General features: G+C 31.3%; 17 protein-coding genes. 8 read left to right on the top strand and 9 right to left on the bottom strand.

Annotation, left to right across the window (positions count from 1 at the left end):
* The first annotated feature begins 22 nt into the window (after positions 1-22).
* The gene (locus tag HPY60_00390) at positions 23-628 is read left to right on the top strand and encodes a hypothetical protein (GenBank protein ID NPV49643.1); all 606 of its coding nucleotides are present in this window, start codon (positions 23-25) and stop codon (positions 626-628) included.
* A gap of 22 nt (positions 629-650) precedes the next feature.
* The gene (locus HPY60_00385; protein NPV49642.1) at positions 651-1,103 is read left to right on the top strand and encodes a hypothetical protein; all 453 of its coding nucleotides are present in this window, start codon (positions 651-653) and stop codon (positions 1,101-1,103) included.
* A gap of 1 nt (position 1,104) precedes the next feature.
* Here the strand turns inward: HPY60_00385 and HPY60_00380 are convergent, their stop codons facing one another.
* The 7 genes from HPY60_00380 to HPY60_00350 form a co-directional block, all read right to left on the bottom strand.
* Positions 1,105-1,443: a hypothetical protein gene (locus HPY60_00380; GenBank protein ID NPV49641.1), complete on the bottom strand. Its 339-nt coding sequence runs from the start codon at positions 1,441-1,443 to the stop codon at positions 1,105-1,107.
* 610 nt (positions 1,444-2,053) lie between these two features.
* Positions 2,054-2,677, bottom strand: coding sequence for a hypothetical protein (locus HPY60_00375; protein NPV49640.1), 624 nt, complete (start codon positions 2,675-2,677; stop codon positions 2,054-2,056).
* 128 nt (positions 2,678-2,805) lie between these two features.
* Positions 2,806-3,267 carry a hypothetical protein gene (locus HPY60_00370; protein ID NPV49639.1) on the bottom strand — a complete coding sequence of 154 codons (462 nt, stop codon included), beginning with the start codon at positions 3,265-3,267 and terminating at the stop codon, positions 2,806-2,808.
* 543 nt (positions 3,268-3,810) lie between these two features.
* A complete protein-coding gene (locus HPY60_00365) occupies positions 3,811-5,721 on the bottom strand; it encodes a DUF87 domain-containing protein (protein NPV49638.1) in 1,911 nt (636 codons plus the stop codon).
* A 147-nt stretch (positions 5,722-5,868) separates the two neighbouring features.
* Positions 5,869-6,960, bottom strand: coding sequence for a DNA double-strand break repair nuclease NurA (locus HPY60_00360; GenBank protein NPV49637.1), 1,092 nt, complete (start codon positions 6,958-6,960; stop codon positions 5,869-5,871).
* Positions 6,961-7,321: 361 nt separating this feature from the next.
* Complete coding sequence (locus HPY60_00355) at positions 7,322-7,987, bottom strand: tetratricopeptide repeat protein (GenBank protein ID NPV49636.1); 666 nt, start codon at positions 7,985-7,987, stop codon at positions 7,322-7,324.
* Positions 7,988-8,008: 21 nt separating this feature from the next.
* The gene (locus HPY60_00350; GenBank protein ID NPV49635.1) at positions 8,009-8,275 is read right to left on the bottom strand and encodes a hypothetical protein; all 267 of its coding nucleotides are present in this window, start codon (positions 8,273-8,275) and stop codon (positions 8,009-8,011) included.
* A 158-nt stretch (positions 8,276-8,433) separates the two neighbouring features.
* Here HPY60_00350 and HPY60_00345 point away from each other — a divergent pair, with 158 nt between their 5' ends.
* Entirely contained in the window at positions 8,434-8,577 is a 144-nt protein-coding gene (locus HPY60_00345) for a hypothetical protein (GenBank protein ID NPV49634.1), read from the top strand.
* Positions 8,578-8,614: 37 nt separating this feature from the next.
* Here HPY60_00345 and HPY60_00340 read toward each other — a convergent pair whose 3' ends face one another.
* Entirely contained in the window at positions 8,615-9,196 is a 582-nt protein-coding gene (locus HPY60_00340; GenBank protein ID NPV49633.1) for a hypothetical protein, read from the bottom strand.
* The gene (locus tag HPY60_00335) at positions 9,193-9,873 is read right to left on the bottom strand and encodes a hypothetical protein (GenBank protein NPV49632.1); all 681 of its coding nucleotides are present in this window, start codon (positions 9,871-9,873) and stop codon (positions 9,193-9,195) included. The genes HPY60_00340 and HPY60_00335 overlap by 4 nt, the downstream gene beginning before the upstream one ends.
* A 128-nt stretch (positions 9,874-10,001) precedes the next feature.
* On the opposite strand from HPY60_00335, the gene HPY60_00330 reads away from it, so the two are divergent.
* The 5 genes from HPY60_00330 to HPY60_00310 all read left to right on the top strand — a co-directional run bounded on the left by HPY60_00330 (position 10,002) and on the right by HPY60_00310 (position 17,453).
* A complete protein-coding gene (locus tag HPY60_00330) occupies positions 10,002-12,065 on the top strand; it encodes a hypothetical protein (GenBank protein ID NPV49631.1) in 2,064 nt (687 codons plus the stop codon).
* Complete coding sequence (locus HPY60_00325; GenBank protein ID NPV49630.1) at positions 12,066-12,728, top strand: hypothetical protein; 663 nt, start codon at positions 12,066-12,068, stop codon at positions 12,726-12,728. It abuts the gene before it with no gap.
* 84 nt (positions 12,729-12,812) lie between these two features.
* Positions 12,813-14,861, top strand: coding sequence for a hypothetical protein (locus HPY60_00320; GenBank protein NPV49629.1), 2,049 nt, complete (start codon positions 12,813-12,815; stop codon positions 14,859-14,861).
* Positions 14,862-14,938: 77 nt separating this feature from the next.
* The gene (locus tag HPY60_00315; protein ID NPV49628.1) at positions 14,939-16,309 is read left to right on the top strand and encodes a tetratricopeptide repeat protein; all 1,371 of its coding nucleotides are present in this window, start codon (positions 14,939-14,941) and stop codon (positions 16,307-16,309) included.
* Positions 16,248-17,453, top strand: coding sequence for a hypothetical protein (locus HPY60_00310; protein ID NPV49627.1), 1,206 nt, complete (start codon positions 16,248-16,250; stop codon positions 17,451-17,453). Before HPY60_00315 ends, HPY60_00310 begins: the two co-directional genes overlap by 62 nt.
* The last annotated feature ends 4 nt before the right edge of the window (positions 17,454-17,457 follow it).

The following is a 17,457-nucleotide window of genomic DNA, read 5'->3' as shown; positions in this document are numbered from 1 at the left end:
GCTCTAGCGCTTATCTTAAGTCATGGTATATTCTAAGCTTAATATCAGGCTTGTGTCGATAGGGAATTTAGATGAAGAGTTCTTGCGTAGCTTCAAGGAGGAATTCCAAAAACTAGTATATGATGCAGTTGGAATTGAAGCAAAATGTTTTTTCAGTTTACCTTCTCAAAGTAAAGACTCAGAGGAGAGGATATTTAATTACAATATCCCGAGCACTGCCTATAATCCCAGAGTGGGCAAATACAGTACCAATGCTCTTTTCCTTTTCGGCAGGCAAAGAATGGAAGATACAAGTAAAATAGTCAAATCACCTAACTTTCTTAAAATAATAATGCTCACAGATTTCGACATTTACAGGGAGGGCCACGATGGGATTCTATTCGGCGAAGCTGAGAAGGGTGGCGACATTGGAATAGTTTCAACAGCTAACTTAAAGGACAGCCGTAAAGACACTTCTCTAAAAAAGGACGAGACAATAAAGGAAGCGTTGCATGTTTTTGGATACCTGTTTGGGCTTGAAGCATGTAACACTCCAGGATGTGCTATGAACATTGCTAAAGATGTAAAGGATATCGATAATAGGAATAAGGCCTACTGCAAGGACTGTTTGGAGAAGTTATTTTTCTAATTTAATAATGTCATGTGATTTTATGTCACTAACTAAACTAGTTGAGGATCAAAGAGAGGAAGTAAAGCTAGCAATTAAGAACTGGGAAGAAGGGTCAAAACTTGTAGCCGAAGGAAAGTTCCCTGAAGCTATTGAGCTAATGGAAAATGCACTAAAAGTTTTGACTGAATCTGGGTACAGGGATGATGCGACTGGCCTTATAAATCAGCTCGGCATTGCATACATGCTTTTCCCAATAAAAGATAATTCTACATCCACTCTACTAAAATCAATTGAATATCTGGATGAAGCTGTATCTAGAAACCCAGTTGAAGATTACCCTGAATATAATGCCATGTCTTACTACAATCTTGGAAATGCTTACCTGAATCTAAGCCAATTTGTCGATAGAGAAAAGAACCTAAATAGAGCGATAGGCTGCTTCAAAAGAGCTCTAGGTGTTTGGGCTTCTGACGCTTTTCATTTGGAGCCTTAACTTATCTATGCGGGTCATCATCCTCTGCTTCTATCTCTTCTCTTGACTTTCCTTCGTAGTTAAGGCCATTCATATCAAAACCGTCAGGGCCGTACTTTGTCCCTGTGAATATGTTGACACCTTCCCTATCAAAGCCAAGTCTATCAAATTTCCCAATATCAAACCCGTCTTGGTCGTATCCTTCTGAATTGTAAGGCAACAGTGTTTTCATGTGCAAGCCTTCTTTATCAAACCCCATTTTATCATATTTGGTATTTGTGTCTCTGTGGATGCCCTCCATGTCAAAGCCTTTTTTATCAAAGCCTTTTCTGTCATAACCTTTCTTATCATACCCAAACAAATCAAAACATGCGCCTGTATCTATGTGGATTCCCTTTCTGTCAAACCCTTCTAGATCATACCCTTCTTTATTGTATCTGGTATTGGTGCCTTTGTGAATCCCTTTTCTGTTAAAGCCATTAGGATCATAGCCATCTATGTCATAGCCTAGCTTATTGTACTTTGTCTTTGTGTCCCTGTTAATACCTTCCTTGCTCCACCCAAAGAAGTCGTACCCATCCGGATCGTAGCGAGTTCCAGTATCTCTGTGGATCTCATGAAAAATAAATCCATATTCGTCACAAAAATCTATGTCAAGGCCAAAACTGTCAAATCTCGTCCCTGTGTGAAAGTTAATGCCCTCCTTGTCAAAGCCCCTCTTGTCGTGGCCGTCTTTGTCAAATTTAGTTCTGGTGTACTTGTGTATCCCTTCTTTATTCCACCCAGAAAAGTCAAAACCATCTGTATCGTACTCAGTACCTGTGTCCTTGTGTTTTAGGAAGGCATTAAACCCTCTTTCATCATAGCCATCTATGTCGTGGCCTGAAGGATTAAATCTAGTCCCGGTATCCTTATGGATGCCATTTTTATTAAAGCCGTGCTTGTCATACTCATAGGGCATATTGGTCACTTTAACTAGTTTTGACTAAGAGATACCTGAACTTGCCGTTCTTTTGATTAGGTATATCTGAGTAGTCATTCCATTTTAATTTGTACTTGCCATTCAAAGAGATATCTTCATCCCTATTATTTTTAGTACCTTCAGAAGCATTCAAGTGCCACTTCAGGGTTCCAGTTAACTCCTTCCCATCGTGGATCCTAAAATTATCATCATTAGTGTTGTAATTTGATAAATCCCAGTACAGATGATCGTTAGTTAAAAATATGACGTATTTAGTAAAATTATCTTTATTACTCTTTATTGATTCGAGTTTTTTAATATCCTTACAAAAATCATACCTTGCTATATCCTGCGCATGTTGGCTGTTTAAAATGAATTTTTCACCGTTTTCTTCGTATAGAATTTGTCTCTTTTTGTATTTTAATTCAATAGCGAACTCTTCTTGTTTATCAATTATCCAAAGATCTATATGTTGATTATCTTCCTCTCCCCATGGATTGTATTCTACCCTTATATTTAATTTAGGATAAATCTTAGAGATTTTCATAGCAAGAGCATGTTGGAAATCAGCTTCTGAGTGAAATATTCGGCGCTCTTTACTTAACTCTGACATTATACCTTCAAGAGAAAACATATTACCACCTATTTTTCGACCAATAAAATTTTGTTAATCTATATTTAAGGTTTTGGTAATCGTTTTCCAAAATAGAATTAGAGAGATTTACAAGTAATAGAGAAATGAGTAAATTAATTTCTAAATTTCTATCTTTCCATATCTTTTACACTAATATTTTTACTTAATAAATACTTGATGAAGTCCCCGAATTTTTCTGACTGACCAATATTCCCGATCCATGAACCAAAATACCATGCACCTTGATTGTAATGAATTGGATTTATTTCGTTAGTGTTTAATCTTTCAGCAATTGAGGCAGATAGGGATAATTTTGTGTTATCTGGAAGTCCATTTAAGTTTTTTAATTGCTTTTTTTCTTTCTCTGTTAAAATACCTATACTATTGGATACCTTTACAACCCAAGTATCCAAAGGAAAAACAAATGCATATTCGTCAGATTTTAGATATTCATCTTCTAAATTATATATATAAACTATATCTCTTAGAATAAAAGAAGCTATTTTATGGCCTATTGAGATTATACTATCCAATTCACTATATACTTTCTTTATTTCACCTGATTTAATATTTTCAATTATATACCCCATAATATTATAATCTTCACAGTTACTTTGAATAAAATTGATTAAATCTACGACCATATAGCGATCTCTTTGCTTATTAACTCCCTCGTTTTTTAATTTATTTAGTAAATCTTTATATTCGGGGTCCAGTAGTTTATAACGTTCTTTCTCTTTTAAAGAATTTGAATATATCCTTTTTTTTATCTTTTTTGTCTTCCAATTATAATTATTTAATACAGTTTCGGCTTTTTTTCTAAAATTATATGAAGTTTTATCAGATCTCCCTTGATAAAAAATATATTTAAACATAAATAAGATAGCTTGAGTGTTATCCTTGAGAATCTTTTCTTTATTTCCAAACAAGTCTTCTTTTTTTATCAAAAATTCATCTTTGTAGCCTATATTATACTCTGATATTAATTTTGCAATATTAAAATTAGATTCTTCAATAATAATACCCCTCCAATAGTTAATTCTATTATACGTATTATGTTTTTATTATATTTCTTTTCGGTTAATATTGGACACTTAGTTTAATATCTTATAATTAATTATTTCTTTATGTTATTATCCTTTTGATTTCAAAGAAATCGAATTTCTGAATATCTTTTTAGGCTTATATTTTAGTATCTCTTGCTTTGATAGTAACAAAAATGATTTCCTTTCATCATTGTAAGCGTTTGACGGTTTCCCAAGAATTGAACGCTCTTCGAGCACATCTAATAAAGAGCTATCTTTAGCTTTTTTCTTATTATCTCCAAAGAACTCTATGTATAGTCTTTCTAACTCCCCAGAAAGAGATTCCCCAACAGTAAGTAACAAATTCCATTTATTTAATGCAAGTAGATCCTCTCTTGGCTCATTGTCTAAAATCACATTATCATAAACTGGAACATTGCTTTGATTTAGTATTATCTCCATTACTATTTTTGTATACTCTTTATCAAACCCAGGCATTTCTTCTTTGAATTCCTCAGCAGGAGTTTTAAATTCTGTTTCTTGGGCAGGGGCCCCTTTTTGGAGTCCAATTGTATCTTCCGCATACTTCTCAAAATTTAGAATCCTGGAAGATATTACAAAAGGCTGGTCAGGTGCAGACCAAAAGTAAGCGTTTCCCTTTATTGGTTCATTAAGAATCAATGATAGAATGTCATCAGAGAAATTTGAATTGACTTTTTGTAATTCTTTTAGATCACTAGCACTAATCAAATGAAACGCAAAAAAATTGTCCCCTTGACTTAATAATTTAGATGAAATTGCTCCAGGTTGCTGTGTGACTAAGATAGAGCCTAGTTCATATTTTCTCCCCTCTTTTGTCCACGATACAAAAGGAGAACTTTCACTTGCATATTTAGATAGAACTGACTGGGCCTCTTCAATAACTGCAATTGTAGGGATCAACATATCGCTTGATCCTGTTATGAAATTGTCTATGTTATGTTTTAAGATAAGATCTAGTATCAATCCAGATATCCATTCTCCATGTTTTGAAGATAATTGAGAAATATCTATTATGACTATCCTTTCTTTTTTAAGTTGGTATTTTATCTGTTCAATTAGTTGTGATTTACTATCATGTAGAGTTTTTACTATTGGAACAATATTATTTTTAACAGCACTAATTATGGCAGCGTCACTTGTATTCTTAAGATGGAGGATTTCCTCTATTTCAGAATCTTCAGCCCTATACCCATCCTTTTCTAAAAGCTGTAATAGCTTATTCCAGTTTTCAGGGCTAGCCCCTCTAACTCTATTTGCAAAGACTGTGTCCTGTTTTTCCGGGCTGACACACATACTTACTACACTTGAAGGGTGAAGATCGGCTAAATTAATCTTTACTCTTCCACCAATCCATTTTTTATATTCAGTGTTTTTGAGATCCCTATTGGTAAATACTAAAATTTTTTCTCTTAGAAATGGGATATCAAGTAGTCCAGGCCTCCCCTTTTTATCCCTAAATCCATATTCGCCTTCAGGATCAAATATTATCATTCCAACAGGCTGATTATTTTCATATAATCTAGTTATTAGTAACTTGATTAGATTTGATTTACCATATCCTGCACGTGCAAAAACATAAGTTCTTTTTCCAACTAATTGAGCAATATCAAATTTTATTGGCATTTGAGGTGACTGCATCAAACCATCATATACAATATCTCCAAATGACATGTATCCAATTAAAGCAGGAGAGGTTCCTTTTACCCCAATTTCGCAAATATACTGCATTACTTCTTCAGTTGGAACTCCAACCCAAGCTCCAAGATGAGGAAGTTTTCTTATGCTTGGTGAATATTCAAATTTGTCATGTTTTCTAGAAATTATGCCCAATAATCTAATGCTGACATTGTATCTTAGCTTTGATTCTTTTAGGTCTTCAGGTATCTCTCTTTCCATTCTGCCCATTTGTGCAAGGTAATCATCACCTTGCATTGAAGACATTATTCCTACTGGGTAAAATTTTGTTATTCTACCCAATAGTGCTGTTTCTCGATCTAAAGATACTAAAAGAAAGGTGCCAATTATTGGATGATTTTGGACATTGTAAGGTGTAACTATATCTGCCTTGAATTCTAATCCAGATTCTGTAAATCCTCTAAAAATCCTATCTTTCGCTTGATGATTCTATTCATAGTTTCCTCCGCCCCTAGACAAAGTTTTCCCTAATGTAATGTATGCCAATATTTTTTCTATTTTCTTTCCATCATACTCTTCTAAAACTGCTTTAATTAGATAATCGTATAACATTTCCATTTCTAATCCTCCAAGCATAGCATTTTCATGTGCTTTGATTAATGGGTAAGGGTAGCCAATTAATGGGAAAGAAGTTTTTGCAGTTTCAGCTGCATATTCAAGTACTTCTTTTCTTTTTCCCATAAGCCACGGAGGTATATCTACTGGGAACACTACCCCATCAGGTTTAGGGCTAAATTTTACTAGATGCATTTTTCCAAATATTCTTTTGTTTGAAACCCAGTTGTTATACCATGGATAGCTTGACTTTTCTATCTCAAGAGGGACCTCACAAAAACAGGGATAATCATTCATAAAAGTTTCTTCAATATTAAGGGCCAGGGATAAATAATTCAGAACTTTTGAGTGTTTGGCAACTCCAATCAACATTGAATTATTTTCTTTATGGGCCTGTTCAAAAGAATCAGCTAGCCTTGACACTGTATTCGGTTTGAATTTAGCCGTTCTCAATAGGCCATCTCGCATCAAAAGAACTTTTGAAGGGCCAGGATTCCAAGCCATTTCAAGTAAAACTGCCCATTCAAGGATTTCTCTAAAAACTCCCACATACTGTGCCACTTTAGACTCTTCTACATCTTTGTCATCCTTATTTGGCAGCATATAAGATACATCGTCATAGCTTATTGAAAGTCGATCTAGAAACTTCTTTAGTATTGGAGTTTCATAAAAAAGATTTTTGTATACCTCATAGTCTGCTGAAATAGGTATTATCTTTTGAACGTGCTCTTTGCCTTCAGAATCTACAACTCTTATTATATCAATACTAATTGGCTCAAAATAGAGTTTGTTTTCCCCGCCATCAGTTGCTACAGGAGCAATTGCATGACACTGTCTGTAATTTAATTCATTAATACTAAGATTTCTAACAATAGCCCTGAGCTTTTCTATTTTTGGGAATTCATATTTAGTCGCTTTTTTTATTTCTTTTTTTACATTTTCAAGGTCTATTGTTTCTAAAGACATTGTATGCTCCCGATATATGTAATTTTGAAAACTACAAATACCTATTAGATAGATTTTTCAATAAAAATGAAAAATCTAATATTTGTTAGCATATATCTATTCTTCTTAATTTACTTTATTTACGAAAATAATATATAAATTTATCTATTTTTTTAAAAAACAACAATAATATGATAGTAATTAATTCTATATTTTTAGTCCTACTCGGTTATTTATTCCAAAGTTGAGTATAATCATGATTAATAAATCGTTTTAATTATATTAAATTATTTTATTCCAATAGTTTTTCAACTTCTTCAATTAGATTTCTGTAAGCTTTTTTTAATACTTTGTAGAAAGATTTTCGTAAGCATTAAGATATTTAATAGGGCCTAGAATAGTGCCTTTGTCTCCACGGATAATCGGATCTAGATGTGATTTTAGATCTATTGTATACTTCAATGTCTCTTACCGCCAATTCTATTTGGCCTTTTTTAGAATAACATAAGGCTCTAGCACGGTATGGCTCATACCATTTAGGGTCTAATTCAATCGCTTTGTTGAAATCCTTAAAGGAATTTTCTATATCGCCTCTTAAGTAGAGGATTACCCCTCTGTAATAATACAATTTAGGGGAAGCTCCAGGCAACTCCAAGGCCTTGTTAATATCCTCGTAGGCCTTTTCATATTTTCCAGTATTAAAATAATACATTCCCCTGTAAGAATAGGCTTTGCCTAGTTTGGGGTCTTTTTCTATAGCCAAATCCAAGTATTCATTTATATTCGAATGACCAAATTTTTTTAACAATAACCCCTTTTCTAAATAGGCCTCCCCTAGGTTTGGATCTAAAATAATTGCATTATCGAAATCCTGTAAAGCATAATTGTCTTTATTTAGTTTTTTTAGTGCAATCCCCCTCTTGCAATAGGCTTCGGCACAGTTACGATTAATATTAATGGATTTATTGAGCTTCCTTAAGGCCTCACTATATCTCCTGCTTTCTAACAAGGACTTTCCCTCTTCAAGATATTTCTCATATTCTTTCATGATAATCTCTCTCATTGTTTTTTAGGGATGCGATATGGTTTTAACATTATATTTGGCCGGGCTTCTGCCAATGGGGATGTTGCACCCATTGGCTATGTGATCCATAAGCTCATCAAGCTGCTGGCATAAGTGTTTTCTAGAATCGTACAGCCCATCTTGTATCTTGATGGCGGAATCTGGCCTTGACTTTAAAACATCTATAATAATACTTGAGGATATCACTCTACTGAATATATCGCCTTCTTTCGTAAGGCATACGCATCCAACAACTATAACGCCGTTATTCATAAATTCCTTGAATAGTTTTTCATAATCCATAAATAAACCCCAAATAAAGAGATGCAAAAAATATATTAGAATATTCTTATTTATATTAAATTTTATTTATTTAATATATATAAAAATTTTTTAATATAATCCTGGCCCATATGAGTACGTGATTTGCCATGAGCGCAACAAATTTTAACTACCAAATAAGAAGGCTTGAAGCAGCCTTCAATAGCTCCTCGAAAAAGGAGCTCATGAAACTCTTGGTAGAGCTCTCTGAATCCTACACTGAACTAATTGAGCAGCACTTCCAAAGTGCTTGATCCTAACATCTAACTGGCTCTCTAATAACTACCAAAACTATATATTTGATTTTTTTATTATTTCCAAAAAGAATTTCCCGATGGGCGTAGGTTCTGCGTAATTAATCTTTCTACCATGCTTATCTTGCTTGCTTTTAATTTCAAATATCCCAAGTCTTTTCAGTTTGTTTACTCGACGGGCTTTGCTTCTGTTGTAATAAAGAGTACCCTTAGAAGAAGAATTTTTTATAAGCTGTATGTCTTCGTCTTTTAGATTTTTAAACAAAGTGGGAACTCCGGGGTAGATGGGCCCCTGATTTATTGGCATGTAATAACACTCCAATCCCAAGAACATTGCAGAAACATGTGAGGCTACAGACATTACATTCGTCCCCCCAGTAATGTTGATATAGATCTTTTCATCTTTTTCCTTGCTGTATATGCCTGTAATCGAATCCACTATGGCCTGAAAGTCAAAGGCATCGGTGACTAGTATCTCGATGGGCATTTGTTTTATTTTTTCAAAATCCCGCTTTTTCTCTTCGCTTGTTATTATGTAAAGCTTGTCAATCTTAAAGTATTTTATGGCATCTTCTATAGGGCCCACAGAACCTGATGGCGCTATGTGAACATTCATCATAGGAACCTCAGCATGACTTTTCCTGCCTCTGTTAGCTCTATCCTCCGCTCCTTCGAATCTCTGTTTATTCTGATGAGATTCATTTCTTCAAGAGGCTTGAGATGGACCATTATAGTTTGGACAGGATTCTCTTTCTTATTATGGTAGAACTCATCAGCGAATTTTCTGATGTTAGTTATGCATTCAATATCGTCCTGCTTAAGCTTATTACTAATTGCCATAAGCAGCTCCTTCTGCTTATCTCTTATGATCTCAGGAAAAATAATCCTTGGTATTGGAATCTTTATTAGGTCACTTTGATCTTTATTAGTTTTTGATGGATCAAGTAAGTAGTATACCTCCTCGCAACCTATCATAAAAGCTGCCGAGAGGGCAATTCCTGCCATTAGATTAGTCCCACCTGTTATGTTCATCAGGATATCGGCATCTTTATTTTCCATTCTTATTTTTTTTATTATATCCGAGATTCCAAGGACGCTGTCTTTGTTGAACGGATCAATTATGTGATAAGATATATCGGTACCAAGTAAATCTGAATAGTTCTTTTGTATAGTTATTGCATTCTGTTTGAACTTCTCACTTGTTATAAGTAAAAGCTTATCTATTCTTTCAAACCTACTAAATGATGTCTTTATATGATTTGGATTTTCGCCTAAAAGAGCGATATGTATCTTCATGATTAACGTTTATGACTAAACTATTTAAATAGTTATTATTTATATTAAACAAAATTAATTTAAGATAAGTCGAAAGGTAGATATATTTGATTTAGGAAATATATTTTTAGAAGGATAAAGGTGAACTGATGAGTCTTCTTGGATTTTATCAACGTGATTCTTATTTAAGCTTTGAATGGGATAAAAAAGATTATTCAACAAAGAAAAAAGATATTACTTCTGAATTAGTTAAAATTGAGAATATTATTAAAAAGGATTCTAACAATACTTCTGCATGGTTTTCTAAAGGAGTTTTATTATTTGATATGTTATGGATTGAAGAAGGGTCGTTCATTAGGTATTCTAAAAAAGAGAAATCAATACAAAATGAAATTGATTGGTTTGAATTAACTAAAGAAACTATTAAGTATTTTGATTCAATTTATTGCTTTGACAAAGCATTAGAAAGTGACCCTAATAATTTAGAAGCTGTTTCTTATAAGGCAGGGGCAATAATGTTGAATGGAAATTTAGAAGAAGCAGTGGGAATATTTAGAAATTTAGTAGAAAAGAATCCAAATAATTTTAGTATGTGGAACGATCTTGGTGTTTCGTTATTTGAATTAGGACTAAACCAAATGAAAAAAAATAAGAATATATTAGATAATTATCCATTTTTTGAATCTATCAATTGTTTTAAAAAGTCTATTGAACTTAAATCTGACTATACTTGCGCTTTGTACAACGCAGCAAATTTATATCGTAGTTTAAATAATTATTTTTCTTCATTGATTTACTATAATTTGATTTTAGAAAAAGATAAAGACAAATTTGATACTATTATAAAATTATCTGAATCTTTTATTTTAATGAACTTTTATTCAAAAGCCAAAGAGTTATATAAAAGAGCTTTCGAAATAGATTCAAATTTACTTTTAGTTTATTTTGAAGAAATTCCTCTATTTGTTATGGGGGGCGGCAACGACGAATACGAATTATCTAAGATAGCTTTGGAAATATATCCAGAAAATCTAAGATTTAACGATTGGGTGTTAATGTGTGGCTATGCAAATTGCTTTGCTAAAGAAATTGATTTTCTTATAAATATAGCAAATAATCTAATAACTAATAATTATGGTTATGACCATTACATAATGTCAGAATTTATTGAGGAGTTGATAAAAAAAGAAATGATTCATGAAGCCATGGATATACTTGATAATTTTAATATAGAAAAATACTACTTATCTGGAAAATCTGGATATGCTTTTAATTTATTCTATTTTGGGAATAAAATATCTAGCGGAGGATTTGAAGATTGGACAAAAGAATTCTTTAATAAATGTATATTTATAATGGATAATCTTGCTCCAATCTTAATAGAGAAAAATGATTTATCGACGCTAAAAATGCTATTAAACGATAAAGTGGAGATGCTAATAAGCTTAAAAAAATACGATGAAGCATTAAATGTATTAAAAAGTAATAATAATTATTTTCCTGATGATATTGAATTCATTCATAATTATGAAGCTATATATTATAATAAAGAAGAATTTATTAAAGTAGTTTATTTTTCTGATCGATCTCTTGAAATAGATCCAAATAATAACTATTCTAAAATATTGAAAATAAGTTCTCTATCCAACCTTGGCTTAAAAAACGATGCATTAAATTTAATTAAAGAATTAGCAGGCATTTCAAAATTACCCGATAATTATTATAGATACTTACTTAATATTTCTTTTGAATTAAAAAACTACAATCTTTGTGAAGAAATCTTTAGTAGAGGTTTTGATACTTTAAAGAATGAAGAGCTAAAAACATTTGTAGCCGATTATAACAAAATCCAGAAGTTCATTCATGAAAACGATGAAACAGAAAAAGAAAGATTAAAGAAGGAGTTGGAAGAAGAAATAACAAAATCTAAAATAGAAATTGATTTTAATAAACTAGAAGAAAAAATGGATAAGCAACACAAAGAAGCCATGGAAGCACATGGATTCACTCATAAAAAACTAGACAATCTAAGTTCATTAATGTCTCTATATGGCAAGAAACTAACAAAAATAAAACAGTCTACAGATTCAATTGACGATAAAGTTGAAAAGATCCAAGAACAAACTATACAAGTGAAAGATGTTCTTAAGAAGAAGTATCCCAATGAATTTGAGGAAATAAAAGAGGAATTGAGGAAAAAGTTGGAGATATAAATGTCTAATCCTATGAAAACTGATCTAAAGAAAAAACTTGAGTCTTCGGACAAAGAAGAGATATTGGATTTTCTAGCAACTGCAGAGTTAATTATGAGAAAATTATCTGATGAAGAAAACAATTGTGATTTCATAGCAGATTATTCCGGAATAATAATTCTTTATTGCAAAGCTATCGAAAAGCTTGAATCAAAAAAATATAAAAATAATAAAATTATAGATGAATTAGAGGATTTTTTGAATTTTACAATTGAAAATAGAGACACTAAAATATTACTCTCTGAACCCGATAAAGAATCATGGATTAGTAAAATGGAAGAAGAAACTGTGATTGGAAATAAGAATGCATTTTATGCACCTTTAGTTGCCAAAAAATTAAGCAAGATCTTTAACGAATATAAATTTCAGAGAAGGATTAGTGACTGGGGCTGGGATATGTTCATGTATAACACGTTCCTCTTCTTATATACCCTTAAAGGTAATATGGACGAAACAAAATTTAACATGTTTAAGAAAATATTTCTTTTGTATCATAATGACAGAAATGGTGCAGCCCATACTGAATCAAAAGGCAAAAATGATGCTATGAGAGTTAGAGAGTCTGTTTTGGGGCAGGACGATATAAAAGAATCAATCATTTATAATCTGATTCATAAGATTTGAGTTATGTTGAATGAAATTTATTTAATATAAATCAGAAAGCAGAAATATAGCCAATCAATTTTATTTATATTCAAAGGTGAACCAATGGGTAATAGAAACTATACCGAGTATTTTTACGTTTATCAAGGACGTAATTCCTGTTTATCATTTGAATGGGCTCTAAAAGACGAATGGAAAGATCCAAATTTTGAAATTGAAATATCCAAGTATGAAGATATCATAAAAGTAGATTCAGAAAATTCTTTGGCTTGGCTTAAAAAAGGAGAACTATTACTTAAAAGAAAAATTCTTGGTAGTAATCATATAATACTAGGCCTTCCAGGACCAGACGATTGGCTTGAACTTTCATATGATAATTCTATAAAATGCTTTGATAGGTGTTTGGAGATTGATCCATATAACTTAGAAGCACTGAAGTTTAAAGCTTCTGCACTTTTGTTAAATGGAGAGTATACAGATTCTATAAATTTGTACAGATTATTAGTCGATAAGAATCCTAATGATCCACTCTTTTTGAACGATTTAGGTGTTGCATTAAGTGAGTTTGCCATTTGGAAATCAATTTATTCAAAAAAAGAAGAATACTTAAATGAATTTTTTGAATCAATTAAATGTTTTGAAAAAGCAATATCTTTATCTCCTCATATTATGTATTTTAATAATATTGCCAATATTTACCAATCCCAAGAGAATTATCTTGTGTCCTTAAAATATTATAATTTGGCCCTTGAACTTGATAATCACGATATAACTACTTTATTTAATATTGCCCTAAATTATATTGATTTATGTCAATATGATAAAGCTAAGGAATTTTTCAGAATAACTTTTGAAATTGATCCAGAAGCTACTAGGATTTACTTTGAAAATTACTATGAAAAAGTAACAATAGGTTCGAACGTACATGATCCGACAAAGTTATACAAAGGAATGAAAGTCTTAGAGATCGGAATAGAATTATTTCCTGAAAACCTTAGTATTTATTCTTCATGTCTTGACTTTATAGTAATGCTGAACTGTTACAAAGAATTCCAAGAAAAAATCGATGTAAATTTTGCTTTAACTTGTGTTTGGAAACTTCTTGAAAATGGAAGTACCAATATAGATATGGATGGATTAGATCAATTATTAACCCAGAAAAAAAGATATGAGGAACTACTTAAAATATTGGGGCATATAACTGCAAACGAGTTGTTCTATAATAGTTTCTATTACCCCTTTGATAGTTTAATTAATTTACTTGCAAAAGAAGGCTATGCTAAGGAAATTGAAAATATATATGAAAAACAAATAAATCCTCTAGAAAAAATAATTAAAACTCATCCAAATTCTAAAAAGTCATTGATTATCTCTTTAGTCATACGATTGATAAAGTTAAAGAGTTTTTCTGATGCTGAAAAATATATAGAAAAATTAGGTGAATTGGAAAAAACTAATTCAGATTATATTTTTTATAAAGGATATTATTATTTAAGAAAAGGAGAACTTTCAAAAGCCATTTCTTTTTTTGAGTCGATACCTGCAAATGATAGTTACTATATTATTGCTGTAAGAGGTAAAATTAGTGCATTGATAAAATTAGGATCTAAGGCCGATGCACTGACATTGATATATTCGCTACTATATGAGAAAAAATTAGATTACGATGAACTCGAAGGCCTTCTTAATAGTAGTTTTGAATTAGATGATTATGAACTCATTGATAAAGTAATTAAAAAAGCCGAAAGCAGTCTAAATGAAGAAGATTTCCTTAATATATCCAAATTATACATTAAAATGCAGAAATATAGAAATGAGAAAGATGAAAATGAAAAGCTGAGATTAAAGAAGGAGTTAGAAGATAAGGCCAAAATAGAAGTTTATTTCAAAGAATTAAATAAGAAATTAGACAATTATAATCAAAATAATATTAATGCGCATAGATTTACTCATAGAAGACTAAATGACATAAGTTCTCTAATATCTTCATATGGTGGCACTCTGGCAGAAATAAAAAACTCAGCAAATTCTATCGATGACAAAGTTGAAAAGATCCAAGAGCAAACATTTCAAGTTAAAGAAGTTCTTAAAAAGAAATACCCTAAAGAGTACGACGAGATTAAAGAGGAATTAAGAAAAAAGCTTGAGATTTGAAAATTGTTAAACAAAATTAATTTAAGATAAGTCGAAAAGTAGAAGAATCAGAATATAATCTATAACTACGTGATTAAATGGTCGCTACTGAGAACAATATAGAAAACAAAGAAAATATTATGTTAACGCTAATAGACCGAATAGAAACATTGTATCTTGAAGAAGAATATGTCAAAATCATTGAACTTATAGATTCTATTATAACAATATTCTCTGGTAATGAAACAGTAACAATTTTTTTATTGGATTATAAAATTAAAAGCCTATATAATTCTGAACAATATGAATCTTTAATAAAAATTTTGAATCCTCTGCTCGAATTAAATCCGAATAATATACCTTACTTAGTATATAAAGGCAATGCATTGTTCCATTTAGGCAGATTCAAAGAAGCCTTAAGTATTTTTAATAATGCATTGGATCTCTCACCCGAGGATTTTGAAGTTTTAACGTTTAAAGCTGCTTGCCTGATTAATCTGAATTTGGATGATGAAGCATTACCTTTTTTAGATAAGGCTTTTGAGGTTAATCCAAATTATCTTTACCCCTATGTATTAAAGAGTAGAATCCTTATTAAAAAAGAAAAATTAAAAGACGCTGAAGAAATTATTGAAAATGGTCTTAAAATTAACTCTAAAGAAGTATCACTTATTCAAAGTAAAATAGAAATATTAATCTATAAAGAAGAATATGCTGAAGCGCTGAAGTTCATTGAAAAACTAATGGAACTAGATGATAATAATATACACAATAATCTAGTTAAATCTATTTGTCTGAAAAAATTAGATAGGCTTGGAGAAGCTTTGTCTTCTATAAATATATTTTTAGATTCAATAAAGAATGTTTCTAGTGCTTGGTGGCTAAAAGGAGAAATTCTTCTTAAATTGGAGGATTACGAATACGCATTAGAATGTATTAATAACGCTATAGAAATTGATGGCTCTAATCCGATGTATTTCTATTTTAAATCATTAGCATTGATGTCCTTAGAAAGATTTGAAGAGTCTATGGAAGCACTTGACGAAGTTATAAAAATAAAAGAAGAAGATGTAAGCTACTGGTTCCTGAAATCAGTCCTATTGTCTCAAATAGAAAATAATAAAATGATTATTGAAAAAGAAACAAAAAATATTAATACAGTGTCTAAAAGACTTGAACCTGATACTATAGAAAAATTGGAAGAAGCTCTAACTCTAATCAATAAAGCTTTAAAAGTTAATCCAGATATTTATTTACCTTACAAAATAGGAATTTTGAATTTATTAGGAAGATACAAAGAAATTGAAGAAGTCATTGACGAAGCTATTGAATTAGATGCTTCAAACAAAATCCTAAAACTAATAAAATTACTATCCTTTTTTAATCAAGGTAATTTCAAGTGTCTTAATGTTAAGGGAAGGATGGGATGTTCAAAACGTTACAGTTTGCTTGGGGCTAAGGCCATATAATGCTCAGGCTAAGATTCTTCCAGAACAAACTATTGGGAGAGGACTTAGATTAATGAGCGGGATAACATCTGAATATATACAAACTCTAGAAGTAATGGGCACAAATGAATTTGAAAAATTTGTAAAAGATAATCTAGAGTCGGAAGGGGTCAACATAGATACCGTTCACTCTCCACCACCACAAGGGGTTAACATATCGGTAGAACTGTCACGTCTTAAATATGATATAGAAATACCACAAATTGGTCTTAGATACAAAAGAAATTATAAGAAATTATCTGAGATCAATATTAATTCCATACCAAACATATTTGCTTCTGAGGTTCTAAAAGAAGAGTGGAAATCTACCTTAAGGATGGAATTTGCTACAACTGGATCTCATATCCACAAAGAAGAAATTATTTTCAAAACAGATTATGAAATAAGAGAAAAAATATCTTATATTGTTAATAATATAATGAAAAGGGCGGGACTTACATGTCAATTTAATGAGATATGCCCAATTGTAGAGGATTATGTTTTGAATAAGTGCTTTGATACTCAGATTGATAGCATTGATTCTATTTTAACTAAAAAGGCTTTAAGTAGATCAGATGTATTAGAAGGCATAATATCTATTCTGACTCAATATATCGGTGAATTAACTGCAGAAAAAACAGATACACTTATTCTCCAAAAATCGATTAAACTTTCTGAAACTGAAATCAGCCCATGGAACAGAAAACATGTTAGGCTCGATAAAACTATTTTTAATTACGTAGCAGTTAGAAATAATTTTGAAGCAGAGTTTGCAGAATTTCTTGATAGGCGATTTAATGATATATTTAAATTTGCTTCTCTAGAAACAACTCCTTTTAAGATAGATTATCTAAGCTCAAAAGGAGCCACTAGATTCTATCATCCTGATTTCGTCGCAGTACAAAATTGTAAAGATAATATAAAAAACTGGATAATTGAAACTAAGGGCAGAGAATACGAAGATGTTGATAGAAAAGATGAAGCTATAAAAAAATGGTGCCAAGATGTGTCAGAACAAACAGGTAATTCGTGGAATTACTTGAAAGTTCCACAAGTTAAGTTTGATTATATCAAACACAGAGTCACTAGTTTTGAGGATTTAGCTAGAAGATTGGAAAAAGATTAAAGTG

It is taken from the genome of Methanofastidiosum sp. (assembly GCA_013178285.1).
Lineage (GTDB): Archaea > Methanobacteriota_B > Thermococci > Methanofastidiosales > Methanofastidiosaceae > Methanofastidiosum.
This window is presented reverse-complemented; position numbering and strand designations above follow the sequence as displayed.